28 protein-coding genes and 2 other annotated features are annotated in these 26,227 nt (G+C 40.6%); of the genes, 21 read left to right on the top strand and 7 right to left on the bottom strand.

The genetic code is table 11. The features are described from left to right. Positions 1–289: 289 nt before the first annotated feature. Entirely contained in the window at positions 290–478 is a 189-nt protein-coding gene (locus tag QFZ73_RS03805) for a hypothetical protein (protein ID WP_307263148.1), read from the bottom strand. Between the two features lie 103 nt (positions 479–581). Between QFZ73_RS03805 and QFZ73_RS03800 the strand changes: the two genes are divergently transcribed. The 4 genes from QFZ73_RS03800 (at position 582) to QFZ73_RS03785 (ending at position 4,222) form a co-directional block, all read left to right on the top strand. Further along, complete coding sequence (locus QFZ73_RS03800) at positions 582–1,466, top strand: transcriptional regulator CcpC (protein ID WP_063231999.1); 885 nt, start codon at positions 582–584, stop codon at positions 1,464–1,466. 123 nt (positions 1,467–1,589) lie between these two features. Beyond that, positions 1,590–2,300, top strand: coding sequence for a 2,3,4,5-tetrahydropyridine-2,6-dicarboxylate N-acetyltransferase (dapD, locus tag QFZ73_RS03795; protein ID WP_141992439.1), 711 nt, complete (start codon positions 1,590–1,592; stop codon positions 2,298–2,300). A 75-nt stretch (positions 2,301–2,375) separates the two neighbouring features. Then, a complete protein-coding gene (locus QFZ73_RS03790; protein WP_307272569.1) occupies positions 2,376–3,500 on the top strand; it encodes an N-acetyldiaminopimelate deacetylase in 1,125 nt (374 codons plus the stop codon). A 62-nt stretch (positions 3,501–3,562) separates the two neighbouring features. After that, positions 3,563–4,222, top strand: coding sequence for a potassium channel family protein (locus tag QFZ73_RS03785; protein ID WP_081395537.1), 660 nt, complete (start codon positions 3,563–3,565; stop codon positions 4,220–4,222). 80 nt (positions 4,223–4,302) lie between these two features. On the opposite strand, the gene rnjA is transcribed toward QFZ73_RS03785, so the two are convergent. Both rnjA and QFZ73_RS03775 read right to left on the bottom strand, forming a co-directional pair. Then, on the bottom strand, positions 4,303–5,973 hold the full coding sequence (rnjA, locus tag QFZ73_RS03780; RefSeq protein ID WP_063231995.1) for a ribonuclease J1: 1,671 nt from the start codon (positions 5,971–5,973) through the stop codon (positions 4,303–4,305). Positions 5,974–5,976: 3 nt separating this feature from the next. Continuing rightward, the gene (locus QFZ73_RS03775; RefSeq protein ID WP_063231994.1) at positions 5,977–6,186 is read right to left on the bottom strand and encodes a DNA-dependent RNA polymerase subunit epsilon; all 210 of its coding nucleotides are present in this window, start codon (positions 6,184–6,186) and stop codon (positions 5,977–5,979) included. Between the two features lie 885 nt (positions 6,187–7,071). Between QFZ73_RS03775 and QFZ73_RS03770 the strand changes: the two genes are divergently transcribed. Further along, positions 7,072–7,839: a Cof-type HAD-IIB family hydrolase gene (locus tag QFZ73_RS03770; protein ID WP_307263132.1), complete on the top strand. Its 768-nt coding sequence runs from the start codon at positions 7,072–7,074 to the stop codon at positions 7,837–7,839. Between the two features lie 47 nt (positions 7,840–7,886). On the opposite strand, the gene def is transcribed toward QFZ73_RS03770, so the two are convergent. Further along, complete coding sequence (gene def, locus QFZ73_RS03765; RefSeq protein ID WP_307263130.1) at positions 7,887–8,441, bottom strand: peptide deformylase; 555 nt, start codon at positions 8,439–8,441, stop codon at positions 7,887–7,889. A gap of 238 nt (positions 8,442–8,679) precedes the next feature. Further along, the gene (locus QFZ73_RS03760; RefSeq protein WP_251427575.1) at positions 8,680–8,835 is read right to left on the bottom strand and encodes a YjcZ family sporulation protein; all 156 of its coding nucleotides are present in this window, start codon (positions 8,833–8,835) and stop codon (positions 8,680–8,682) included. Between the two features lie 211 nt (positions 8,836–9,046). On the opposite strand from QFZ73_RS03760, the gene QFZ73_RS03755 reads away from it, so the two are divergent. The 8 genes from QFZ73_RS03755 (at position 9,047) to QFZ73_RS03720 (ending at position 16,731) form a co-directional block, all read left to right on the top strand. After that, positions 9,047–9,709 carry a YkyA family protein gene (locus tag QFZ73_RS03755; RefSeq protein ID WP_307263123.1) on the top strand — a complete coding sequence of 221 codons (663 nt, stop codon included), beginning with the start codon at positions 9,047–9,049 and terminating at the stop codon, positions 9,707–9,709. 643 nt (positions 9,710–10,352) lie between these two features. Beyond that, on the top strand, positions 10,353–11,468 hold the full coding sequence (gene pdhA, locus QFZ73_RS03750; RefSeq protein WP_307263120.1) for a pyruvate dehydrogenase (acetyl-transferring) E1 component subunit alpha: 1,116 nt from the start codon (positions 10,353–10,355) through the stop codon (positions 11,466–11,468). 3 nt (positions 11,469–11,471) lie between these two features. Next, positions 11,472–12,449 carry an alpha-ketoacid dehydrogenase subunit beta gene (locus QFZ73_RS03745; RefSeq protein WP_251427584.1) on the top strand — a complete coding sequence of 326 codons (978 nt, stop codon included), beginning with the start codon at positions 11,472–11,474 and terminating at the stop codon, positions 12,447–12,449. A gap of 121 nt (positions 12,450–12,570) precedes the next feature. After that, complete coding sequence (locus tag QFZ73_RS03740) at positions 12,571–13,929, top strand: dihydrolipoamide acetyltransferase family protein (RefSeq protein ID WP_307263115.1); 1,359 nt, start codon at positions 12,571–12,573, stop codon at positions 13,927–13,929. Between the two features lie 3 nt (positions 13,930–13,932). Then, positions 13,933–15,345 (top strand): dihydrolipoyl dehydrogenase, encoded by a 1,413-nt coding sequence (gene lpdA / locus QFZ73_RS03735; protein WP_251427590.1) that lies wholly within the window; start codon positions 13,933–13,935, stop codon positions 15,343–15,345. A gap of 257 nt (positions 15,346–15,602) precedes the next feature. After that, positions 15,603–15,860: a hypothetical protein gene (locus tag QFZ73_RS03730; protein WP_307272566.1), complete on the top strand. Its 258-nt coding sequence runs from the start codon at positions 15,603–15,605 to the stop codon at positions 15,858–15,860. Between the two features lie 42 nt (positions 15,861–15,902). Further along, positions 15,903–16,274 (top strand): polysaccharide deacetylase family protein, encoded by a 372-nt coding sequence (locus tag QFZ73_RS03725; RefSeq protein WP_307263110.1) that lies wholly within the window; start codon positions 15,903–15,905, stop codon positions 16,272–16,274. Positions 16,275–16,293: 19 nt separating this feature from the next. Then, positions 16,294–16,731, top strand: a complete 438-nt coding sequence (locus QFZ73_RS03720; protein WP_307263106.1) for a polysaccharide deacetylase family protein — start codon at positions 16,294–16,296, stop codon at positions 16,729–16,731. 25 nt (positions 16,732–16,756) lie between these two features. On the opposite strand, the gene QFZ73_RS03715 is transcribed toward QFZ73_RS03720, so the two are convergent. Beyond that, entirely contained in the window at positions 16,757–17,191 is a 435-nt protein-coding gene (locus QFZ73_RS03715; RefSeq protein WP_307263101.1) for a DUF1885 family protein, read from the bottom strand. Positions 17,192–17,564: 373 nt separating this feature from the next. On the opposite strand from QFZ73_RS03715, the gene QFZ73_RS03710 reads away from it, so the two are divergent. Then, on the top strand, positions 17,565–17,690 hold the full coding sequence (locus tag QFZ73_RS03710; RefSeq protein WP_076366770.1) for a GapA-binding peptide SR1P: 126 nt from the start codon (positions 17,565–17,567) through the stop codon (positions 17,688–17,690). A gap of 179 nt (positions 17,691–17,869) precedes the next feature. Here the strand turns inward: QFZ73_RS03710 and QFZ73_RS03705 are convergent, their stop codons facing one another. Further along, the gene (locus QFZ73_RS03705; protein ID WP_307263095.1) at positions 17,870–19,327 is read right to left on the bottom strand and encodes an aminotransferase class I/II-fold pyridoxal phosphate-dependent enzyme; all 1,458 of its coding nucleotides are present in this window, start codon (positions 19,325–19,327) and stop codon (positions 17,870–17,872) included. Positions 19,328–19,744: 417 nt separating this feature from the next. On the opposite strand from QFZ73_RS03705, the gene QFZ73_RS03700 reads away from it, so the two are divergent. The 7 genes from QFZ73_RS03700 to QFZ73_RS03670 all read left to right on the top strand — a co-directional run bounded on the left by QFZ73_RS03700 (position 19,745) and on the right by QFZ73_RS03670 (position 26,227). Beyond that, the gene (locus QFZ73_RS03700; protein WP_307263092.1) at positions 19,745–20,704 is read left to right on the top strand and encodes an NAD(P)H-dependent flavin oxidoreductase; all 960 of its coding nucleotides are present in this window, start codon (positions 19,745–19,747) and stop codon (positions 20,702–20,704) included. Positions 20,705–20,760: 56 nt separating this feature from the next. After that, positions 20,761–21,036, top strand: coding sequence for a UPF0223 family protein (locus QFZ73_RS03695; protein WP_063231981.1), 276 nt, complete (start codon positions 20,761–20,763; stop codon positions 21,034–21,036). Positions 21,037–21,105: 69 nt separating this feature from the next. Next, positions 21,106–21,335: a binding site (T-box leader), on the top strand. A gap of 35 nt (positions 21,336–21,370) precedes the next feature. Further along, positions 21,371–21,607: a binding site (T-box leader), on the top strand. Between the two features lie 172 nt (positions 21,608–21,779). Next, entirely contained in the window at positions 21,780–23,174 is a 1,395-nt protein-coding gene (gene trpE, locus QFZ73_RS03690) for an anthranilate synthase component I (RefSeq protein WP_307263088.1), read from the top strand. Further along, positions 23,171–23,776 carry an anthranilate synthase component II gene (locus QFZ73_RS03685; RefSeq protein ID WP_307263084.1) on the top strand — a complete coding sequence of 202 codons (606 nt, stop codon included), beginning with the start codon at positions 23,171–23,173 and terminating at the stop codon, positions 23,774–23,776. The genes trpE and QFZ73_RS03685 overlap by 4 nt, the downstream gene beginning before the upstream one ends. A 27-nt stretch (positions 23,777–23,803) precedes the next feature. Then, a complete protein-coding gene (gene trpD, locus QFZ73_RS03680; RefSeq protein WP_251427602.1) occupies positions 23,804–24,826 on the top strand; it encodes an anthranilate phosphoribosyltransferase in 1,023 nt (340 codons plus the stop codon). After that, positions 24,826–25,602, top strand: coding sequence for an indole-3-glycerol phosphate synthase TrpC (gene trpC / locus QFZ73_RS03675; RefSeq protein ID WP_307263079.1), 777 nt, complete (start codon positions 24,826–24,828; stop codon positions 25,600–25,602). Before trpD ends, trpC begins: the two co-directional genes overlap by 1 nt. A 10-nt stretch (positions 25,603–25,612) precedes the next feature. Beyond that, the gene (locus QFZ73_RS03670) at positions 25,613–26,227 is read left to right on the top strand and encodes a phosphoribosylanthranilate isomerase (RefSeq protein WP_251427606.1); all 615 of its coding nucleotides are present in this window, start codon (positions 25,613–25,615) and stop codon (positions 26,225–26,227) included.

Below are 26,227 nucleotides of genomic sequence, written 5' to 3'. Positions count from 1 at the left end.
GCAGACCCCTTAAATGGAGTTTGCCTTTGTATTTAAGGAAACGCAACTCTGATGACCAATTGACTCAATAATGCGATAGTGACCGAATGTAAAATTAATTTCAACTGTCGAGTGGAGTTTTTTAAGCCACACGCAAGGCCAGCTGTGATTCGATAAGGGAACCGGTCGTGTAATAAATGGCAATCCCCCAAGCAATGTTACCGGCAATGAAATAGGTAATGAATGCAGCTGTACAGCTAATGAAAGTTTGGAATCTAGTAAGGCCAGGGATTGAAGGTGTGGCACCATTTCATAAAAAGGTATACATTAGCATGGTTGCCTGTCCCGGTCCGAACATTCCGTCATAGACACTGATACCGAATAGGGATGGATAAACTTTTTTTGGGAGGTGCCAATCCGATTCATCGGAAGGTTTCGGTTTTTTAATGAAATTCATGATCAAAGCGACAGTCAAAAGACAGATGGCTAACAAATTCATTGCCTTTTCTTTTCTCTTGTATTATAAGCTGACTTTGTTGATAATAAAAATTAAATAAATTAAATCATCATGATAAGAATTAATTATCAAGAGGTTGGTGTGTATGTCATTTTCAGAATTTCATTTATTATCCGTGCTTGCTCAGGAAATGAATATGAGAAAAGCAGCTGAGCGGTTGTTCGTTTCCCAGCCGGCTTTATCACAGCGTTTACAATCAATAGAAAAGGATTGGGGCTCGAAACTGTTTCTGCGTTCACAAAAAGGGCTGTCACTGACGCCAGCAGGTGAAGCGGTAATTCGTTTGGCCAATGAGGTTATAGAAAAAGAGGAAAAGGTCAGGGAAAGTATTCAAGCTATGGACCATGAAGTTTATGGCACTTTGAAAATAGCCTGTGCCTCGATTGTCGGTCAAAATTGGCTGCCGCAAGTATTGAAAAAGTTCGTCCAAAAATATCCGTATGCCAAAATTTCCTTAATCACTGGCTGGAGCAGTGAGATTTTAAAGTCTTTGTATGAAGGACAAGTGCATATTGGCATCATAAGGGGAGCCCCGGATTGGAAAGGGGTAAAACAGCATTTATTTACAGATATGCTTTATTTGGTGGATACTGAAATGAAGGAACTGAATCAAGTGTTCGAAACGGACCGGCCATTCATTCAGTTTAAAAGCGATTCGAATTATTATCAGGAAATTCAGGACTGGTGGCATCGGCAATTTAAAACGACACCAAAAAACACCATAGTCGTGGATCAAATCGAAACATGTAAACAAATGGTATTTAATGGTATAGGATATGCGATCCTGCCAGCCATCACTTTACATGATAAAGATACGAATGTTTTTAAAATCCCTCTTTTGGATGGGCATAACCACTCAATCGAACGAGATACATGGCTTTGCGGCTATGAATCGGCCTTTCAGTTAAAGCAAGTCCAGGCATTCACGGAAGTGGTGAAAGAGCATATTCGTGACCAAGGAATGTTATAGGTCCGCTGACGAAAATGTCAATAGGGGAGAATAATATATAAGAGTGACATTCAACTTGTCTTGCCGGCAGTTGTCTGGTAAATTTAAAACGAGTAATGATACATATTTAGGAGGTTACCCGGAATGAATAAAATGGATGCAAACGAAATTATTTCTTTTATCTCAAATAGTAAAAAATCTACACCTGTAAAGGTATATGTCAAAGGCGATTTAGAAGGCATGGATTTTGGTCCAGCTTCTAAAACTTTCATAACAGGAAATACAGGTGTTGTATTCGGTGAGTGGTCTGAAGTCGAGGAAGCAATCAAGGCAGCAGGAACAAAAATCGAGGATTATGTAGTTGAAAATGATCGCCGTAACTCTGCCATTCCTTTGTTGGATCTAAAAGGCATCAAAGCCCGTATCGAGCCTGGCGCAATAATCCGTGACCAAGTATCCATTGGAGACAACGCAGTCATCATGATGGGTGCATCGATCAATATTGGTTCTGTCATCGGTGAAGGCACAATGATCGACATGAACGCAATACTGGGCGGACGTGCAACAGTGGGTAAAAACTGTCACGTAGGTGCAGGTGCCGTTTTAGCAGGTGTCATCGAGCCGCCTTCCGCACAACCGGTCATTTTGGAAGATGATGTTTTAATCGGAGCCAATGCGGTCGTACTAGAAGGTGTGAAAATTGGTCAAGGTTCAGTTGTGGCGGCTGGTGCAGTTGTAACGAAAGACGTTCCTCCATACTCCGTGGCTGCTGGTATCCCGGCGCGGGTCATTAAACAAATTGACGAAAAAACAAAATCAAAAACAGAAATCATGCAAGAACTTCGTCAACTTTAATTTCTTTAGTGAATATTGCCTGAAGCGTGGATAAATATATCCACGCTTTCTGTATAGGGAGGAAATAATGTGAAAATAAATCCTTTTGCCGAGATTCGGCGTGATTTGCATCAAATACCGGAAATAGGATTCAAGGAATTCAAGACGCAGCAATACCTACTGAATTACATAACGAATCTGGCCCAGGAGCGGATGGAAATAGAAACTTGGCGGACTGGGATATTCGTGAAAGTGAAGGGAATGAACCCGCGAAAAACAATTGGCTACCGGGCTGATATAGACGGTCTGCCGATAAAAGAGGAAACCGGATTGCCGTTCGCATCCAACCACGAGGAATATATGCATGCCTGCGGTCATGATTTTCATATGAGCATAGGTTTGGGATTGTTGACATATTTCACCGAACATCCGATCGATGATGACTTGCTATTCATCTTCCAGCCTGCAGAAGAGGGTCCTGGCGGAGCTGAACCAATGCTTAAATCGGAAACCATGAAAAAATGGAAGCCGGATATGATTCTTGCTTTACATATTGCTCCAGAGTATCCAGTTGGTACGATTGCCGTTAAAGAAGGGCTTCTATTTGCCAATACATCTGAATTATTCATCGATTTGAGGGGGAAAGGAGGGCATGCAGCCTATCCGCACGAAACAAATGACATGGTCATTGCTGCCTGTGCGCTTGTAGGGCAGCTGCAAACAATCGTTTCAAGGAATGTCAATCCACTTGATTCAGCTGTCATTACAGTTGGGAAGATTACTGGAGGCACCGTTCAAAATATTATTGCGGAGACAGCGCGGTTAGAAGGCACAATACGGACCCTTAACCCCGAATCGATGGTAAAGGTCAAGTCAAGAATAAAAGCGCTTGTGGATGGTATACAAGTGGGATATGAGTGCTTGGCTGAAATCGACTATGGCGCGATGTATCACCAGGTGTATAATGAAGAACGGTTGACCCGGGAATTCATGGAATTTACAGAGAAGTCAACTGCTGTTCATTTGCATCAATGTACTGAAGCGATGACTGGTGAAGATTTTGGTTATATGTTAAAGGAGATTCCAGGATTCATGTTCTGGCTGGGGGTTTCATCGGAATACGGATTGCACCACGCTAAGTTAAGTCCGGATGAAACTGCGATTGAACTCGCGATCAATCACTTAACGGACTATATAACGTTTAAAGGAAGCGAAGCTTAAAAAATGCTTTTCAGTACAGAACATGCTCTAAAGAGAGAACGAATGACGTTGGAGGGCTTATTGTGAAAAAAGAATTTGCGGTGATTGGACTTGGCCGTTTTGGCGGCAGCATAGTCAAGACATTAGCTGAAGAAGGATTAGGGGTTCTGGCTATCGATGCTGACGAAGATCGAGTGAATGAATTTGCCAGGATAGCTTCACATGCCGTAGTAGGGGATACGACGGATGAAAATGTACTGAGAAACATAGGAATTCGTAATTTTGATCACGTCATTGTAGCGATTGGCGAGAATATTCAAGCTAGTATATTAACGACCCTCATGCTTAAGGAATTGGGTGTCGGAAATGTAACGGTTAAAGCGCAAAATGATTATCATGAGAAGGTCCTTCGGAAAATCGGGGCCGACTATGTCGTACACCCCGAACGAGATATGGGGAGAAGGATTGCCCATAATATCGTCTCCAATAATATTCTCGATTACTTGGAGCTTTCTGATGAACACTCCATCGTCGAAATTGTTGCAAGCCAAAAGATGAATGGAAACTCGATATTTGACCTTGATATCCGTGCTCATTATGGGCTGAATATCGTCGCGATCAAAAGAGGTAACGAAATAAATGTCTCCCCACAGGCGAGCGATTTAATTCATAAAGGTGATATATTGATCGTCATCGGGGCGGATTCGGACATCAATCGCTTTGAAAAAAAAATTGTGGAATAAGCAAGGCTTGCTCAATATCGGGCAGCACGCACTTTTCATCCACAAAAAAGCCCAGCCATCAATGGCTGGGCTTCTATTATTTATTGAACTTCCATGATGATCGGTAGGATCATTGGACGGCGTTTAGTTTTTTCATATAGGAATGGAGATAAAGTGTCTGTAATTTCATTTTTAATTTCAGACCATTGTGTAGTTTTGCGATCCATCACCTTATTTAAATGCTTAGTGATCAAGGATTGAGCATCGCTGATCAGGTCTCCTGATTCTCTCATATAAACAAATCCGCGTGAGATGATGTCAGGACCGGATGCAATTTTGAATTCCTTCATATTGATACTGACAACGACAACGACAAGACCTTCCTCGGAAAGAATCCGACGATCACGGAGAACGATATTACCGATATCCCCGATGCCGCTTCCATCGATATAAACCGAACCTGAAGGGATTTTACCAGCGATTTGTGCTGTGTTTTCACTTAAGGAAAGAACTTCACCATTATCCATGATAAAGCAATTTTCTTCCGGAACACCGCAATCGACTGCATGGCGGGCATGTAGTTTTTGCATACGGTATTCACCATGGATTGGCATGAAGAATTTTGGTTTTATCAAACGAAGCATCAGCTTTTGTTCCTGCTGTCCGCCATGTCCTGATGTATGAATGTCATTCAAAGGACCTGAAATGACGTCTGCTCCTGCACGATATAATTGATTGATCGTTCTGGAAACACTGATTGTGTTACCTGGGATAGGTGAAGATGAAAATACTACAGTATCACCAGGAATGATTTGAATTTGACGATGAGTGCCATTCGCTATGCGCGACAGGGCTGCCATTGGTTCACCTTGGCTACCTGTACAAAGAATGGTTACTTTATTGGCAGGCATACGATTCAATTGCTGTACATCAATAAAAGTATCTTTAGGCGCAACGATATAACCAAGATCTTGTCCAATTGATATGGCTGAATCCATGCTTCGGCCAAAAACGGCTATTTTACGGCCGTTAGCCACGGCTGCTTCCACAACTTGCTGAAGGCGATGGATGTTCGATGCAAACGTTGCAAAAATAATCCGGCCGTCAACCTTACGGAAAATGTCATGAATGGTATCGCCGACACGGCTTTCGGACATAGTAAAGTTCTGCACTTCACTATTTGTGCTATCCGAGAGTAAGCACAATACACCTTCTTTACCGATTTCAGCCATCTTGGTCAGGTTTGCAGGCTCGCCCACTGGTGTGAAGTCGAATTTGAAATCACCAGTATGGACAATTTGTCCAGGTGGCGTTTTTACAACGATTCCATAAGAGTCAGGGATACTGTGAGTTGTGCGGAAGAAAGAGACGGACGTTTTCCGGAACTTGATCACTTCATCTTCACTGATTTCAATCATGGTTGTCTGACGTAAAAGGCCGTGTTCTTCCAATTTATTACGAAGCAGTCCAAGTGCCAGCTTCCCGCCGTATACAGGGACATTCACTTTTCTGAGTAAATAAGGAATCCCGCCAATATGGTCTTCATGGCCATGGGTAATGAAAACGCCTTTAATTTTATCTACATTTTTCTCTAAATAGCTGTAATCTGGAATCACATAGTCAATACCGAGAAGTTCATCTTCAGGAAATTTAATTCCAGCATCAATGATGATGATTTCATCTTGAAACTGAACAGCATATGTGTTCTTACCGATTTCGCCTAAACCGCCCAGGGCGAATACAGCTGTTTGATCGTTTTTTACAAATTTCATAAATTATAGCTCCAATACTTTGTAATCTTCATTTTGTTTTTCATATTCTAAATATGCTCCGGTTACGGGTAGTACGATTTCTACGTTATAAGGTTCTTTTTTTAATTTTAAACGGACGTCACGAACGGATTCACCTTCGATAAACATTGTTTTAGTATTCTCCCTGATGGGAACCTCTGATATGGTTACTTGATAGTATACCTTAAAAACCATTTTAATCTCTCCTCACTTGTTTGCATTGCTTTTTTCATTATATATAAAAACAACAATTTTTTCATGTTTTTCAACATCATGTAAAAATAAACCCAGCTCCGCCATAAAAACGGAAGGGGTTTGATGAATTAAATATACCAATGTCTAAAAGTATATAAAAAATAGATGGCCGATTCTGGTATCAATCCAATTGTAGCTTCCTCTATCTTATATCCTATCCGTTTTTGCCATGTGTAAAACTTAAATCATGGGATCTTTTTTCGTAAACGATTTCTTTCTAAATTAATACAGTACCACTGTGTATATCGTTTCATGAAAACACAACGACTCATATTTTGATTGAAATATGTATTCACCTGACCATATAAAAGCCAAGATAGAAAGAATGCTTAACAAGAACTTTACAACAAGGAAGAAGCCCTCCGCAAGTTTTTGAAGGGCTGTCCGAAAAAAATTCGCATATGGATGACGGCCAAGGCAGGAATGAGTGGCAAATCATGCGATAGATTTTTTTCTTAAAAGATCATTCCACTGTTTAACAAGCTTTTTACGAAGCTTTTTTAACATGGCGATCACGCTCCCTTAGTTATTATTGTATAGGATTATTCAATAATGTAAATACGTCTTTACAGGTACTTGGCCCATTTTTGAAAAAAAAGGCTCATTCAAACAAGCAACTGGGGCTTTAGAGGCAAGAAGGATGGGAGAAGTGTAATCTGGAAAGCCTGGGTTGGTTTCTATTAAGAATAGTATATGCCCATTCCTGAATAAAAAACGTGACTTTGAGTTGAATCCGGTAGAGTTACTTGACTTATCTTGATGACAATTATTAAATGGGTACATATTAAAAAAGGAAAAAATGAATGAATTGGAAGTGAATCGTTAGTGAAAATCGTATTCTTTGATATTGACGGAACATTGCTTGATCATGAAAAAAAGTTACCTGCTTCAACAAAAAAAGCCATTAAGCAACTGCAGGATAGCGGAGTTTTTGTAGCGATTGCCACAGGAAGGGCGCCGTTCATGTTCGAGTCTTTAAGGGAAGAGCTTGGCATCGATACATTCGTAAGTTTCAATGGACAATACGTTGTTTTTGAAGGGAAAGTCGTTTATAAAAACCCTTTGAGCATACCTGAGATAAAACGGCTCCACGAACATGCTGAGAATAATGGAATACCGATCGTCTTCATGAATGAGGAGACAATGAAATCGAGTGTTCCACATCATAGCCGAATTGAAGAAGCATTAAGCAGCCTGAAGTTTCCCCACCCCGAACATGTGGCAGATTTTTATGTGGACCATGATATATACCAAGCCTTATTATTCTGCTCGGAAGATGAAGAACGGAACTTTGTTGGGAAATATGATGACTTTCACTTCATTAGATGGCATGCGTATTCGACGGATGTACTTCCATTCGGGGGTTCAAAAGCTGAAGGCATTAAAATATTAATGGAAAAAGTGGGGTTTGCTCTGGAGGATGTTTACGCCTTTGGAGATGGCTTGAATGATATAGAGATGTTAAAAGTAGCGGGATATGGCGTGGCAATGGGGAATGCCGGTCAACTTGTGAAGCAAGAAGCCGACTTTGTAACGAAGGATGTCGATGATGATGGCATACTTTTTGGTTTGAAGGAACTTGAACTGATATAAAAAACAACACCCCCGTCAACCAACAGATGGGGGTGTTGTTTATTACGTTACCTTTCCACCGCAATTGAATTTTCCGGAATGGCATAGGGGTCTTCCGGATTGATATGATCATAAAACATGATTCCATTAAGGTGGTCGATTTCATGTTGAAAGCAAATGGCTGCGATGCCTTTCAGGCGGAGTTGAACCGATTTTCCTTCCAAGTCCGTACCCACAACCGTTATTCGAGCATAACGGGGCACATAGCCGGAAACGGGACGATTTACGGAAAGACAGCCTTCTCCTGATGTCAAGTATGCTTTTTCCACTGAATGGCTAATGAGTTTAGGGTTGAAAAGTGCATAGCTATACAGTTGATCATCTTTATCTTTCAAATGAACCGCTATCATCCTTTTAGAAACATTCACCTGTGGTGCAGCCAAGCCGATTCCTGCCCTCAACCCGTATAGAGCAGTAATATCGGGCTTCTGGCTGTTTTGGACATATTCCATCAAGCTTGCTAAAAGTTGCTTATCTTCATATGATGCCGGAAGCGGAACCTCTAACGCGACCTGCCTTAAGATTGGATCGTCTTCATTAACAAAATCATCCATGGTAAGCATAATCTTTCACCCCATAAAATTTCTTATAATATGTATAGGTTATTTTAACAAAAAAAAGGCTGAAAGTTAATGGATGGTCTAATGAAAGAAAAATGGAAGGGATGGAATCAAGTCTAGTAATTCCTATCCCAGCCATTACTTTATTTGCGTGTTGAGATCGTTTAAAAAAATAAATCATTTTTTGTGAATCAGGGTAAATAGTTAACATTTTCGGGTAATGGTAATAGTAATTATCTGTTTAGCATAAGCATGCGCCGACAATGATTAGCAAAATGAACAGGACAATGATTATGGCAAAGCCGCTTCCAAAGCCGCAGCCTCCACAATCACCATAACCATAGCTGGGTGCAACGGAAACCGGATAACAACATTCCTGGTTGTAACCTCCATACATAATTTCATACCTCCGTTTTTGTATTATTAAAATGCTGACCACTCTGATTTGAAACGGTCCCTACAGCCTATGCAGTATGATTTAAAGGGTGTAGGCTAGCGCCCAGTAATGAAAAAAACCTGTTCGGAATATGATCGTAATAAGTGTCTGCGGCTTATAAGGGAATTTAGAGAAATATGAATCTTCGAAGAACTATCAGAAGGAGCTGTCTATGTTGAATCGTTTTGGTCCATATGTTATTTTACTTCTTTCTTTAGTGATATTGACTGGTTGTTTTAATGGTTCACCGGAAGAAAGAATCCACAAAATCCTAGAGAAAACTGCAGAAGAGGAAAGTGATTTCACCGAGCATCAAGAGCCACTTAATGATTTGGAGAAAAAAGAAAAAGAAAAATATGAGAAAATCATTAAACTTGGATTGGATGATTATGAACAGATTGTCGAGCTTTCAAATGAAGCAGCCAAGAATATCGACCAAAGGGAAAAAATAATCGAGAAGGAACAAAGCAGTATGCAATCCTCAAAAAAACAATTCAATCAGATAGATGAACAAATCGGGAAAATAGAGGATGAAAAGATAAAAAAAGAAGCGACTGATATGAAAAAGGTCATGAGTGAGCGCTATAGCACCTACGATGATTTATACGATGCCTATCAACAAAGTCTGGCTTATGATCGTGAATTATATGAACTTTTTAAAAAAGAGGATTTGAAAATGGATGAATTACAAGTGCAAATCGAGAAAATCAATTCCTCTTATACAAAAGTTTTGAAAGCGAATGAGGAATTTAATGCATTAACGGAAAAATCAAATCAAAAAAAAGAAAGTTTTTATGATAGTTCCGGCATAGAAATGGCTGATTCAACAAAATAATATAAATAATGATGGGCTGTGATCATGACTCACAGCCCATATTTTGTTCAATCCAGTTCATTTTTGGACTAAAAAATACTAAAATGTCTTTTTTTGTGCAACCAGCTTTATGTGAAATTTTCATACCTGTACTAAAAAAAAACGATAACTTAAAATCTAACAGCAGACTTAAATGAAAGCGTTTGAATATTTTTTGGGATATTATTCTAAAGACCCAAATGCCTTTAGTTAAAGCAGTTTCGGAATCGATCTGATATGCCGGGGAATTGAAATGTTATCCTTAGCCATCCTTAAATTGATAAATGCGGAAAATTTAATAGTACAGTTGCAAAGTGAAAACTAATACAGTGGAGAAGTATGAGTGTTGGAATTTCTATTAAATCAAAATTATAAGGAACTCCAAGTGATTGACTTGATGTTAATTCATCTTGTAAACTTAATCTATAAAAATTCTTGTATCATTTTCCTTGATTTTTTTTATGGTACAGAATAAGATTGAGACATATTAAGCATATCTACGTTTGAGGGATTGGTCTTAAGGGAAAAATAAAAGAATGAATTGTTGAAGAAACTAAAAAGCAAACTATTTTTGCTTTATAGAATAATAATAGCAAACCTTTTTAATGAAAGGATGAGGTGCCAAATGGCTCAAAAAACTAAACAAGCTAAAATTAATGTTCAGGATCAGCTTAAGAAAGTAGAAGAACAATTTGAAACTTTTCAAATTTTAAATGAAGAGGGAGAAGTCGTTAATGAAGCGGCAATGCCTGATTTAAGTGATGAACAATTGCAAGAATTAATGCGTCGAATGGTTTATACACGCATCTTGGATCAACGTTCTATATCACTGAACCGTCAAGGCAGATTAGGTTTCTATGCACCGACTGCCGGTCAAGAAGCTTCTCAAATCGCTTCCCAGTATGCTTTGGAAAAAGAAGATTTCATTCTGCCTGGTTACCGTGATGTTCCGCAAATCGTATGGCATGGCCTGCCGCTTTGGCAAGCATTCTTATTCTCCCGGGGACATTTTAAGGGAAATCAAATTCCTGAAGACGTCAATGTAATTTCCCCTCAAATCATTATCGGGGCTCAATATATCCAAGCTGCCGGAGTCGCTCTTGGGTTGAAGAAACGCGGAAAAAAAGCTGTAGCCATCACATATACGGGTGACGGTGGAACATCTCAAGGTGACTTCTATGAGGGTATTAACTTTGCGGGTGCATTTAAAGCGCCAGCTATCTTCATCGTGCAAAATAACCGTTTTGCAATCTCGACTCCTGTTGAATTGCAATCAGCATCAAAAACTTTAGCCCAAAAGGGTGTGGCTGCAGGTATTCCTGGCATCCAGGTTGATGGTATGGATGCATTGGCCGTTTATACAGCTGTTAAGGAAGCACGTGAACGTGCAATTAATGGTGAAGGTCCTACATTGATCGAAACATTAACTTACCGATATGGACCACATACGATGGCTGGGGATGACCCGACACGTTACCGTACTTCCGATATGGATAATGAGTGGGAACTGAAAGATCCGTTGGTTCGTTTCCGCAAGTTCTTGGAAAATAAAAAACTTTGGAATGAAGAATTAGAGAACGAAACAATAGAAAAAGCAAAAGACGATATTAAAGAAGCAATCAAAAAGGCTGATGCAGAACCTAAGCAAAAGGTTACAGACCTTATTGAGAACATGTATGAAGAAATGCCTTATAACTTAAAAGAACAATATGAAATTTATAAAGAGAAGGAGTCGAAGTAAGCCATGGCTCAATTGACGATGATTCAAGCAATTACAGAAGCATTACGTACAGAACTTAAAAATGATGAGAATGTACTCGTTTTTGGAGAAGATGTTGGTCTTAATGGGGGAGTTTTCCGTGCAACGGAAAATCTTCAAAAAGAATTCGGTGAAGATCGTGTATTCGATACACCACTTGCTGAATCTGGAATCGGTGGATTAGCGGTTGGTCTTTCTTTACAAGGTTTCCGTCCTGTTCCTGAAATTCAATTCTTCGGGTTTATATATGAAGTAATGGATTCCGTAAGCGGTCAGCTTGCTCGTATGCGCTACCGTTCAGGAGGACGTTACAGTGCGCCGGTTACAATTCGCTCACCTTTTGGAGGCGGAGTGCACACTCCGGAAATGCACGCTGATAGCTTAGAAGGTTTAATGGCTCAGCAACCAGGGTTAAAAGTAGTTATCCCTTCAACTCCTTACGATGCAAAAGGCTTATTGATTTCAGCGATTCGTGATAATGACCCTGTCATTTTCCTTGAGCACATGAAATTGTACCGCTCTTTCCGTCAGGAAGTTCCTGAAGAGGAATATACAATTCCATTAGGAAAAGCGGATGTGAAGAGAGAAGGAACGGATTTATCCATTATTACGTATGGTGCGATGGTACAGGAATCCATCAAGGCAGCTGAAGAATTGGCTAAGGATGGTCATTCCGTCGAAGTGGTCGACTTACGGACTGTATCTCCATTGGATATTGATACAATCATTGCTTCTGTAGAAAAAACTGGACGCGCTATCGTTGTTCAAGAAGCCCAAAAGCAAGCTGGTATAGCAGCGAATGTTGTCGCTGAAATTAACGAACGTGCCATTTTGAGCTTGGATGCTCCAGTACTGCGAGTGGCGGCTGCTGATACGGTATTCCCGTTTTCACAAGCTGAAACAGTGTGGCTCCCTAATTATAAAGACATTATTGAAACGGCAACTAAAGTCTTGAAGTTTTAACAATCTTAAGTAATGGGAATGAACGTCCTGCTAGAGGAAGTAATTTTGCATTAACGGTAATGCAAGATAAAGGACTTTATTCAATGCACTAAGTATGATTTAATATAGGAGGTTGAACTCAGTGGCATTCCAATTTAGACTCCCTGATATCGGAGAAGGTATACACGAAGGTGAAATAGTGAAATGGTTTGTAAAACCAGGAGATAAGATACAAGAAGATGACGTGCTTTGTGAGGTTCAAAACGATAAGGCCGTTGTTGAAATCCCATCACCAGTGGAAGGTACCGTTGAAGAAATCCTTGTTCAAGAAGGAACGGTTGCCGTTGTTGGCGATGTACTTGTAACATTCGATGCTCCAGGATATGAAGATCTTCAGTTTAAAGGGGATCATGGAGAAGAAGCGAAGCCTGAAGGTGGAAAGGATACGGAGGCCCAGGTTCAAGCAACTGCTGAAGCTGGACAGGAAGTCAAGAAAGAGGCTGCTCCGGTTCAAGAAAATAGTGCAGAAACGGGCGCGGGATCACAACCACAGGTTGAGGCGGATCCTTCACGACGTATTATCGCCATGCCTTCTGTTAGGAAATATGCACGCGAACAAGGGGTAAATATTCGTGAGATTTCTGGTTCTGGGGATAACGGCCGCATCATGAAAGAAGACATAGATTCTTTCAAAAACGGCAAAACCGCTCCACAGCAACCAGCAGCTCAAAGTGAAGCTTCACAACAAAATGATACGGAAACAACCGAAAAACAAAAAGTTTCGATTCCTGAAGGGCAATATCCTGAAACTCGCGAGAAAATGAGCGGCATGAGAAAAGCGATCGCAAAAGCAATGGTTAAATCCAAACAGACAGCTCCGCATGTAACATTGATGGATGAAGTCGATGTGACGCTATTGGTTGCTCACCGTAAGAAATTCAAGGAAATTGCTGCAGAAAAAGGAATCAAGCTTACATTCCTACCTTATGTTGTTAAAGCGTTAACAAGTGCATTGCGTGAATTCCCTATGCTTAACACATCATTTGATGATGAGGCTAGTGAGATTATCCATAAACACTATTACAATATTGGAATTGCGGCAGACACAGACAAAGGACTGCTTGTTCCAGTTGTAAAAGATGCAGATCGTAAATCAACTTTTGCCATTTCACAAGAAATTAATGAATTAGCGACGAAAGCTCGTGACGGTAAATTGGCTCCTAACGAAATGAAAGGTGCTTCTTGCTCCATTACGAATATCGGTTCCGCAGGCGGTCAATGGTTCACACCTGTAATCAATCATCCAGAAGTTGCCATTCTAGGGATTGGACGCATTGCCGAAAAAGCAATTGTACGCGACGGGGAAATTATCGCCGCTCCAGTTCTGGCATTATCACTGAGCTTTGATCACCGCATGATTGATGGAGCTACTGCTCAGCATGCATTGAATCATATCAAAAAGTTATTGAACGACCCAGAATTATTGTTAATGGAGGCGTAAACAATGGTAGTAGGAGATTTTCCAATCGAAACAGATACTTTAGTGATCGGTTCAGGCCCAGGGGGATATGTTGCCGCAATTCGCGCAGCACAGCTTGGACAGAAAGTAACGGTCGTTGAAAAAGGAACAATCGGCGGAGTTTGTTTGAATGTAGGCTGTATCCCATCGAAAGCTTTAATTTCAGCGGGACACCGTTTCCATGAAGCGCAGCATTCAGAAGATATGGGTATCTTTGCAGAAAAAGTTACGGTTGATTTTTCTAAAGTACAAGCTTGGAAAGGTACTGTTGTAAAAAAATTAACAGGCGGTGTAAGCAGCCTGTTAAAAGGTAATAATGTTGATGTTGTTACTGGCGAAGCTTATTTCGTCGATGAGAACAGCATCCGTGTTATGAATGATGACTCAGCCCAAACATATACATTTAAAAACGCAATCATCGCTACTGGTTCATCACCAATCGAGATTCCGTCATTTAAATATACGAAACGTGTACTTAATTCCACTGGTGCTCTTGCGTTGGAAGAAGTTCCAGGTTCGATCGTGGTAATCGGCGGAGGTTACATTGGAACTGAGCTTGGCGGAGCATTCGCAAGCTTTGGCACTAAAGTTACCATCCTTGAAGGTACGGAAGAAATTCTTTCTGCTGGCTTCGAAAAACAAATGGCAGCACTTGTTAAGCGTAACCTTAAGAACAAAGGTGCTGAAATTGTTACTAAAGCAAATGCTAAAGGCGTGGAAGAAACTGAAACAGGTGTAACTGTAACTTATGAAGTAAAAGGCGAAGAGAAAAAAGTTGAAGCCGATTACGTTTTAGTAACAGTTGGACGTCGTCCAAATACTGCTGAAATCGGCCTTGAACAAGTCGGTATCAAAATGACTGACCGTGGTTTGATCGAAACGGATAAACAATGCCGTACAAGCGTGAAAAACATTTACGCAATCGGTGATATCGTTTCCGGACCTCAGTTGGCTCATAAAGCTTCTTATGAAGGTAAAATTGCAGCTGAAGCCATTGCAGGACATTCATCAGAAATCGACTATCTTGCCATTCCGGCTGTTGTATTCTCTGAACCGGAACTTGCTTCTGTCGGTTATAATGAAAAAGAAGCGAAGGAAGCTGGAATCGAAGCAATTGCTTCTAAATTCCCATTCGCTGCAAATGGACGTGCTCTTTCATTAAATAATACGGACGGATTTGTGAAGCTTATCACTCGCAAAGAAGACGGATTGGTAATAGGAGCACAAATTGCAGGACCAAACGCTTCTGATATGATTGCAGAACTTGGTTTGGCTATCGAAGCAGGAATGACTGCCGAGGATATTGCAATGACAATCCATGCACATCCAACTTTAGGGGAAATCACAATGGAAGCTGCTGAAGTTGCCCTTGGAACTCCTATTCACATCATTAAGTAATTGATTTTATAAAAAGCGTACTGCCTAATGCAGTACGCTTTTTTGTATTGGCCAGATGATGACTCCCCATTCATTTTTTTCTTCTCACTAGTTAAATGAAAAGGACAAAAAGGGCATAAGCTATAAAAAGGACTTCTTACTTTTTTCCTTAAAAGGGAAAAAGGTAATAGAGGATAAAATATAAGATGAGCGATGTGCTAAAGGAATATTTTTTGCCAAAAAAAAGCTCATGGCTGATATATTCATATAAAAATGAGGTGGATCACTTGAAAAATTATCTGGTAATCCTCTTTCAACTAATCGTATGGAGTGGGTATACATTAGTTGAATGGCTGTCTGTTAACGATCGATTCGTTTTCAAAGTATTCATGTTTCTGGTCTTTTCTTATTTAGCCATTTACATTGGTAAAATAATTTTAAAATCCAATAGACGAACCATGCTTGTTACCGTGATAAGCCTTTTATGTTACGGGATTTTGCAAATCCTTTTGGAAACGCTAGTACCCGTTTATTAATTTTTCGTAAGCCTCAACGACACAAGAAACCACGGAGGAATCATGATTAACAAAGTAGTAGCATTATTTACCTTTGCATCATTTTTATTGATGGCTTGTAATGATCCGAGTCCCGGTCAAACTGAAAATGAGAATGAAAAAAGTGTGGAAACGACAACAACGGTCCAAGATGAAAGCCGGCAAGAGAAAGATTTGAAAAAAGAAACGTCAAAAACAATTGGCGAAGGGAATGTAAAGACAGAATATCGGGTGGAAAAAGAGAATTGGTCATTTAAACCCATTAGGAATGCAAATCCGAAAGTGGTGTTGTTAACATTTGATGATGCACCTGATAAATATTCTCTGGAAATCGCCCGAACCCTGAAGCGACTTGAAGTACCTGCGATATTTTTCGTGAAAAGGTCACTTTCTTGAAAATGATGAAAATAAAGCGATGTTGAAAGAAATTCATGAAATGGGTTTTTCTATCGGTAATCATACGTATTCCCATGTAAATTTAAAAGAGTTGACCTTAAAGGAACAAGAACGGGAAATCGTAAAATTGAACAATTTGGTTGATGGCATTATAGGGGTGCGCCCTAAGTACTTCAGGGCGCCATTTGGATCGAATACCGAGCATTCAAAAAAAGTCGCTGAGAAAGAAAAAATGTTGGTCATGAATTGGACATACGGTTATGACTGGGAAAAAGAGTATCAGGATAAAAAAGCTTTAATGGAGATCATGTTGAACAGCCCTTATTTAGGAAATGGTGCGAACTTACTGATGCATGACCGGAAATGGACCTGTGAAGCGATAGAGGATATCGTGAAAGGTTTTCAAAAGAAAGGTTATGAGATCCTTGATCCAAAATTAATTGAAACGCCTGCATGAGCCAATTTCGGCTTCGCAGGTTTTTTTATTTCCTTGGATAATAATACATCACCCGTTTATTGAAGAGATGTAGCTGCGCCCGTAATTTCTTAGCAAGGAACTTGCACAATTCATTAGCTTTTCCCTTATCACCGAAAGTTGCAGTTTCAGGGAGGGTGAATTGGATATAGGATTGAATCCGCTCCGATCCATCTTCATCCTTCACGACTTCTTGGTCAACGCCTATCAATATCATGTGATATCGATCTTCTTTTGATTGGAGATATATGGTCTTATCTTTCATTCTTTCTGGTTCTTTCATTACATAAGGAAATGCTTTCTTATCATAGTCCCAATCCAGTTGCCTTCCGGTTTTCGCTGTGATCATTTGATAATAGTTCAGCAATTCTTTCACGTCTTCGATGGTTACAGTCCCTTTCGCGGACTCAGGAACAAGTTTGATATAGGCATTTTCAGTCATTTGGATCCCCCTTAGATCTATAGGATTTAAGAATATATTAACATTTTATGGATGTATTATATACTTATCTATATGTAAATTAAAAGGCGAAATTCCTTTTTCACCTTGCTATGCTGAAGCAAGGTGTGTGATGAAATATGTAAAAAGAGGGCCAGGCCCTTCGTTTATAAAAAAATTCTCGTGTTTTATTAAATAGAATCAGTCTAACGAACGCTTGGAATCCATTTCTTCCAAGATGAGGTTTCATTAAATGGGAAAAATCATATATGTTATACTTTTTAGCTTGAAATAATAAATGTGTTATATTATAATTCATTTAAAGCGGTTACATTATGTAATTGATGCATACAATATAGAGGAAGGGGTTGTAAAAATGGGAACTATCGTATGTCAAACTTGCAATAGCACGATTGAACATTTTGAAGATGAAAAAGTAAGTGTACTATATACACACAATCACAACTGCCAAAGCTGTGATACAGCTGCCTCTGATAAATAAATGGAGAAAGAATTTTAAGATTAATAGAATTTAAGGGTGTTTCAGGATTGAACCTGGAGCACCCTTTTTATAGAAGTTAATGAAGGGAAGTTCTTCGGTTTTTATCGGGAGCTACTTGCTCCATAATAAAAGTGGCAAAAAAACCAGGGCAGTATTCTGCTCTGGTTTGATGGGATCAATCAATTTTTAATGATGCGTAAATATTTTATTTCTGGGTCCTCAGGACCTTGAACAGGAAGTCCGGCCTCGATGTTTTTCCGGATGTAATTGATATTATCTTCAGTAATCAATTCACCTGGTATGAAGATCGGGATTCCCGGCGGGTAAACCATGATGAACTCAGCGCTAATTTTGCCGACAGATTCCTCAATGGGAACCACTTCGGTTTCTGCATAAAATGCCTCCCTGGGTGATAAAGCCAGTGGTGGTGTATCAGGAAGCAGGACTTCAATTTCTTCATGTTCAGCCGCCATTTCCTTAAACTCATCCGATAAGTCTCTAAGGGCAGCGATCAGCAGGTCCGCTTCTGTTTTTGAGTCTCCAGGAGTTATCAGGCAAAGGATATTGTACAAGTCAGATAGTTCCACTTCGATATTATGCTTTTCACGAAGCCATTTCTCAACGTCGTATCCGGTAATATTCAATTCCTTGATGGATATGATCAATTTAGTCGGATCATAACTAAAGGCTGCCTCACTTTCGAGAATTTCGCTGCCGACACAGTAAAGATAAGGAATCTCATTAACGGCCTCACGGATATATCCTGCGAGATTGATCGCTTCATTGATCATTTCCCTGCCTACCGTCGCAAGTTGTCTTCTAGCAGTATCCAGGGAAGCCAAAAGGATATAGGAGGTTGAGGTGGTTGTGAGCATGCTCAATATGGCTTGAACACGATTTGCGGAAACTAATCCAGTCTTAACATTTAGTATGGAACTTCCCGTTAGTGAACCGCCCAGTTTATGAACACTCGTTGCAGCCATATCCGCTCCAGCTTGCATGGCTGACATCGGCAAGTCTTCATGGAAGTGTATATGGACACCATGTGCTTCATCTACAAGAACTGGGATTTTGTGGGAATGAGCAACTTCGACTATTTTTTGCAAATCAGCCGAAATGCCGAAATAAGTGGGATTGATGACAAGCAATCCTTTTGCATCGCTATGTTCCCTTAAAGTTTTTTCAACGGCATCGACGGTGATTCCGTGTGAGATGCCCAAATCTTTGTCTATTTCAGGATTGATGAAAATGGGAACAGCTCCGGAAAATACAATGGCAGACATTACGGATTTATGTACATTCCTTGGGACGATGATTTTGTCCCCAGGTCCGCAGACTGTCATGACCATCGTCATGATTGCTCCACTTGTTCCTTGAACGGAAAAGAATGTGTGATCTGCCCCAAAAGCTTCAGCGGCAAGATCCTGAGCTTGTTTAATGATCCCTTTTGGCTGATGGAGATCATCAAGTGGAGCGATATTGATCAAATCTATGGATAATGCATTTTCTCCAATGAAATTACGGAAATCAGAGTCCATTCCTTTTCCTTTTTTATGACCTGGAATATGAAATTGAACGGGATTTTTTTTTGCATGCTGCAATAAGGCAGTGTATAAGGGTGTTTCATTCTGTGACAATTCTTTGTGGCCCCTTTTCAATAAAATAGGTACGTAATACTTGGGAGTATATACTCCCTTTCTATTTGCGATCGTATGTTTCTCCGATTCCATTCGTATGGTTAGTAAGCTTGTGGATAGACATAAAACATATGAATTATAGCACGTCTTATAATAAATGCCTAGAGTGACTTTTTAATGTCCTGCTTAAACAAATTCAATATGTCTTTGTTGTTAAGGGGCTCAATAAAAATATCAGCAGATTATGAATGTCCATTTTCCTAGTATTAACTGGAATTACTCAAGAATTCTTCTTTTATTAAAATTGAACGCGTGAGTTTAAAAATTGAATGGGTAAACAATATTTGCCATAATGAAGCTAATGATTTGAATTCAGCTAAATAAACAAACCACCAAATGAAAAGGGAGATGAGGAGTTTGAAGTGGAAAACGCGTGTGACCGATTTGTTAGGTATTCAATACCCAATCGTACAAGGGGGATTGGCCCATTTAGCATATGCAGACCTGGCTGCGGCAGTTTCGAATGCAGGGGGGCTAGGGCAGGTCACGGCCATGTCCTTGGACAATCCCGAGCAACTGATAGATGAAATTAGAAAAACCAAATCATTGACGGATAAACCGTTTGGTGTGAACTTTGCAATCGGTCAGCATGGAAGGCCTTATGAACATATGCTTGAAGCAGCCTTGAATGAGGATATCGCAGCTGTTTCCGTAACAGGCGGTAACCCTTCTCCATTTCTTGATTTCGTCAAAGGCACCCAGGTGAAAAAACTTGTGCTCGTTGCTGCAAGACGGCAGGCAATGAAGGCTGAACAGCTTGGTGCAGATGCAGTTATGGTAGTTGGTCAGGAGGGCGGAGGACATTTAGGCCGTGATGATATTGGAACTTCTGTATTAATTCCTCAAGTTGTGGACTCCGTTAAAATTCCAGTCATCGCCTCGGGTGGTTTTGGCGATGGACGCGGTTTGATGGCAGCATTGGCACTTGGTGCCGAAGGAATCGAGATGGGAACACGATTCATAGCAGTCAAGGAGTGTGTTCATGCCCATGAATTATATAAAAATGCCTTGGTTTCCGGCACAGAAAATGATACCGTTGTCATCAAGCGGTCCATTGGTGCACCAGCCAGGGTAATTGCAAACAGCTGGACTGATAAGATTCTTGATATAGAAAAAGAAAACGGCGGATATGAACAATTGAAGGATTACATAAGTGGAAAAGCGAACCAGCGATATATCCATGAAGGTGTGGAAGGTGAAGGTTTTGCCTGGGCTGGACAAGTGATGGGGCTGATTCATGATGTACCATCGACTGCTGAACTATTCAGTCGGATTATCGACCAGGCGGAAGCAATTCGTTCAAAATGGGCAGACTGATGATGCATAGTCGCCGGACAACATGAAAAACTATCTAGAAGGAGCGTGTTTAGGGTATGGATTATCAATATCCAATGGATCTTGATTGGTCTACTGATGAAATCGTAGATGTGATTAAATTCTTTGAAGCGGTAGAAAAGGCTTATGAAAATAAAATACAAAAGGAAGAATTTATGAAGGCTTACCGAAGATTCAAAGAAATAGTCCCCGGTAAGGCGGATGAAAAAAAGTATACGGATGAATTTGAGTCGGTAAGCACCTATTCAGCATATCTTGTTATTAAGAAGGCAAAAGGAATCGATGACGGAGAATGGATAAAAATGAAAAAATAAAAATATAATTTTTAGAAAACTTCATTGACTTACTGAAAAGATTGTTTTAACATAATAATCAAGAAAAAGATAAAGGCAGTGACGAAGAAGAGTACCTTAATGATGTTCTGCAGAGAGCCAGTGGTTGCTGAAAACTGGTGAACGAATTTAAGCGAATGGACTTCCGAGCCCCAAACCGAAACGGATGACGGAGTAGGCTTTGGCGATTATCTCATCGTTAATGGAGATAGGCATGTTAATGCCGTAAAGTGAGCTAATTTAGCTAATTAAGGTGGTACCACGGGTTCCTCGTCCTTTGGATGAGGGCCCTTTTTGCGTTTTTATGGAAATGATAATTAAATCTATGAATGAGAGTAGTAATCTTTTTAGATGCGTCACAGAGAGCCGGAATAGGTGGAAACCGGTACGATATAAGAAGATGAATGGACTTATGAGTGGTTTCTTGAAATAAGTAGGGAAACTCGGCTGCCACCGTTAAAGGGTAATCGCAAGAATTTTTCATTCTTGCTTGAGAGGGAAAAATGATGCATTTTTCCAACTTGAGGTGGCACCGCGGTTTACCGTCCTCTGCAGACACATATTTGTGTTTGCGGGGGATTTTTTTATTGGAATTTCAATATATATACCTTTTAGAGAAAACATCAAAAAATATCCGGAGGAAATGAAAACTCAGGCAATTGGCCAAAAAAAGGTTTTCCCTTCGAGGGTTTATAAGATCGCATAAGAATCGGGAGGGAATTGAGATGAATAATTTGGATGAAAAAAAAATACTCCGTTTCAAAATGGACACAATTGAAGGGGATATCCACACACCCATTGCCATATTTCAGAAATTAGATGGTGACCAGAAGTTTTTATTGGAAAGTTCGAATTCGCATCATGACAACGGCCGCTACTCTTATCTAGGTTCAAAACCTTACCTGGAGGTGACATCACTTGCTGACCAAGTATATGTGAAAGACACTGAAACAGGTGACCAAATCGTAAGGAACATCAATATCATCGAGTTTCTAAAAAACGAATTATTAGTGGAAATAGGAGAGGCTCCCATGCATCTTCCGCCTTTTAACGGTGGTGCAATCGGATATATGGGCTATGATATCATTCGACTATATGAAAATATAGGACCGGTGCCTCCTGATTCTCTGCAAATGCCTGATGCTCATTTTCTTTTTTATAAAGAACTGTATATATTCGATCATGTTCTGCAGAAAATCCATCTTTTGACTGCGGAAGAAGATAGTGAAAAAAGTTTATTGGGGATGAAGGAAAAAATCAATCAGACAAGCAAGCCGTCAAAGGAAATATCGTCGGAATATTTGGAATTCAATTCGAATTTCAGTCAGGATGAATTCGAGAAAATGGTTCTTGAAGTTAAAGCAGCGATTGTAGCGGGTGAAGTGTTCCAAGTTGTTTTATCACAAAGGTTTAAAGCGGACTTCGATGGGGAGCCTTTCGATGCCTACCGACGTTTGCGATTAGCCAACCCCTCTCCTTATATGTTTTATATAGAATTTGGTGACTATACAATTATTGGGTCGTCTCCAGAAAGTTTGATCAGTGTTTCATCAGGAATGGTTCATGTTAATCCCATTGCCGGTACAAGGCCGAGAGGGAAAACGGATGAAGAAGATAAAGGCTTCGAAAAAAGCCTGCTGATGGATGAAAAGGAACTTGCCGAGCATAAGATGCTTGTTGATTTGGGTAGGAATGATCTTGGCAGGGTTTGCGAAATCGGTTCAATTCACCTTACCGAGGAAATGGAAATTCAAAGATATCAGCATGTCATGCATATTGCTTCGAAGGTTAGCGGAAAGCTTAGGGAAGGGTTCACGAGTTTAGATGCGTTGACGGTCTGCCTCCCTGCTGGAACAGTTTCAGGTGCTCCTAAAATCAGAGCGATGGAGCTGATCAATGAACTGGAAAATTGTAAACGGGGGATGTATTCGGGCTCGATAGGGTTCATAGGTTTTGGAGGGGATCTTGATATGGCTTTAGCCATTCGGACGATGATCATTAAAGATGGCAAGGCCTACGTACAGGCAGGGGCAGGAATTGTATATGATTCAGATCCAAAAACGGAATTTGAAGAAACACAAAATAAAGCACGCGCTTTAATGGAGGTTCACACAAAATGATTTTATTAATTGATAACTATGACTCGTTCACTTACAACCTTTATCAATATTTAGGCGAAGTGGAAAAAGAAATCGTAGTAAAAAGGAATGACGAAATCACCCTTGCGGAAATTGAGGAATTGAATCCAATGGCAATCGTCATTTCCCCGGGACCCGGCAGGCCGGAAGATGCTGGTATCAGTATGGAAATCATTCGTAATTTTTATGAGAAGGTTCCGTTATTAGGCATTTGTTTGGGGCATCAGGCCATTGGGGCAGTTTTTGGTGCGAATGTGGTGGGAGCGAAACAAATCATGCATGGGAAAACATCGGTTATCGAACATGATGGAACAGGTGTATTTGCCAAACAGGACTTACAATTCCCGGTAATGCGTTACCATTCCCTTGTAGTTGAAAGGGCGAGTTTGTCAGAAGAACTGACTGTGACGGCAGTAGCACTGGATGATGGGGAGATCATGGCCCTGAAACATCAAGAGTTCCCACTCTACGGTTTACAGTTCCACCCTGAATCAATAGGGACGAAAATCGGCAAGGAATTATTACATCAATTTTATGAGATTGCGGGAACCTTCCAATCAGAGAAGGAACAATCCATCTTATAAATCAAAAAACGACTGGGGGAGTTAGCGGTGAAGGAGTATTTAGCGAAGTTAGCAGAGCGTCAAACATTGACGGAAGAAGAGATGAGCAGAGCAGCCCAAGCGTTATTTTCTAAAGATATCACCGAAAGCGAGATGGCAGCATTCATCATTGCCCTAAAATCCAAAGGGGAAACGGCAGGTGAAATAGCAAGCCTTGTCAGAGTCATGAGAAAAGAAGCGAGAAGTGTACAAACAAGCTCTCTTAATGTAATGGATAATTGCGGAACGGGAGGAGATGGGTCGCAAAGCTTCAACATAAGTACAGCATCGGCCTTTGTACTTGCTGGGGCAGGTGTCAAGGTTGCCAAACATGGAAACCGTAGCATTTCAAGCAAAACGGGCAGTGCGGATGTATTGGAAGAATTAGGTGTTAATTTGTACTTGGAGCCTGACCTGTTAAAAGAACTGTTGGAGGAAAATGGGATCACATTCTTATTTGCCCCATCGGTCCACCCTAATATTGCACGGATAATGAAAGTGAGAAAAGAACTGAAAGTCCCGACGATATTTAATCTCATCGGTCCTCTGACAAATCCAGTCCAACTCGACACGCAATTAATGGGAATTAATCGACGCGATATGCTCGAGCTTTTTGCGGAAGTCCTACATAAGTTAGGCAGGAAACGCGCAGTCGTGATAAATGGTGCCGGTTTTATGGATGAAGCGAGCCTACAGGGTGAAAATTCACTCGTGCTTTTGGAGCAAGGGGATATTATCCGATTTACACTGCATCCTGAAGAAGTGGATCTGCCGGTTTACGGAAATGATGCCATTCGCGGCGGTGACGCCAAACAAAATGCCGATATCATGCTTAGGCTTCTCAAAGGGGAAAAAGGGGCCTATCGTGATACTGTTTTATTGAATGCTGGATTGGGATTATACGCACATGGTACGGCAGCAACGATCAAAAAAGGAATCTCCATGGCAAAAGAAAGCCTTGATAGCGGATCGGCTCTTGCAAAGTTAGAAAATCTGATTGCTTATGGCAATAGAAATAGGGTGGTCATGTAATGGAAAATATCTTAACGAAAATCATCGAACAGAAAAAGGTGGAAGTCGCAAAATTAAAAGAAAGGGGCTTAGATGATTCGGTAATGATCAACATAGTCAGACCATCTTTGGTGGAAAATTTGAAAACGGCGAAATCGATGGCGGTTATCGCGGAAATAAAACGGGCGTCCCCTTCAAAAGGGGACATTAAAATCAATGTAAATCCGATCGAGCAGGCCATTTCATATGAAAGTGGCGGAGCGGCAGCGATATCAGTATTGACGGATGAGGTTTTCTTTAAAGGATCAATTGCAGATTTGAGAATCGTAAGCGAGGCCATACGGATTCCCAGGTTGTGCAAAGATTTCATCATCGATGAAATCCAAATCGATCGCGCCCATCAAGCTGGTGCCACTATCATTCTATTGATTGTGGCAGCACTTTCTAAAGAACGCCTTCATGAATTATATCAATATGCAAAAAAGAAAGGGCTTGAAGTATTGACGGAAGTCCATGATGAAGCCGAATTGGAACGGGCTCTCGAGCTGAATGCAGAGCTCATAGGGATTAACAATCGGAATTTAAAGACCTTCAAAGTGGATTTGGCTGTAACGGAACGACTGGCGAAGCTACTTGATCCAAAACTCCATATCATTATCAGCGAAAGTGGAATCAAGACAAAAGAAGACGTGATGCGTGTGAAGGAAGCTGGTGCAAAAGCGATTTTAGTCGGGGAGACACTGATGACTGCATCAAATCTTCCGCACACGATGGCCGAACTGCAAATGAGTATATAAGGAGATTAATATGTTAGTGAAAATCTGTGGGATAAAGACATTGGCAGCCGCTCAGACTGCTGTTGGATCAGGGGCAGACTTCATTGGTTTCATTTTTGCCGAAAGTAGCAGGAAGGTTAAGCCAGAGATAGTAGGAGAATTCGGAGCGAATCTAGCTGGACATGTTAAAAAAGTCGGAGTGTTTGCCAATCAAACTGAACAAGAAGTGATAAAAATTGCTGAAATTGCAGGATTGGATTATATTCAGCTTCATGGTAACGAATCTGCCAGCTTCGCCCGCAGAATGCCCCTACCGGTGATCAAGGCCTTTGCCGTCCATTCAGAGAAAGACCTTGAAAACCTTCATGAATACCCGGCAGATTATCTATTAGTTGATCTTCCTAAGAGTTCATCTGGAAAGGGATTGACTTTGGATTGGGAAATGATCCGAAAAGCGGATCTGCCACCTGGGAAGGTAATTCTAGCGGGTGGGCTGACTCCGGAAAATGTCGGAAAAGCGATTAATGCCGTTTCACCATTCGCAGTTGACGTAGCCAGTGGTGTTGAAACAAACGGATTAAAGGATGCTGTAAAAATAAAAGCATTTATTAATGAGGCAAAATATACAGCCGGAAAAGAGGAATGA

The organism is Peribacillus sp. V2I11 (assembly GCF_030817135.1).
GTDB lineage: Bacteria > Bacillota > Bacilli > Bacillales > DSM-1321 > Peribacillus > Peribacillus simplex.
Note: the sequence above shows the minus strand (reverse complement) of the source record. Positions and strands in the feature narration are given on the sequence as shown.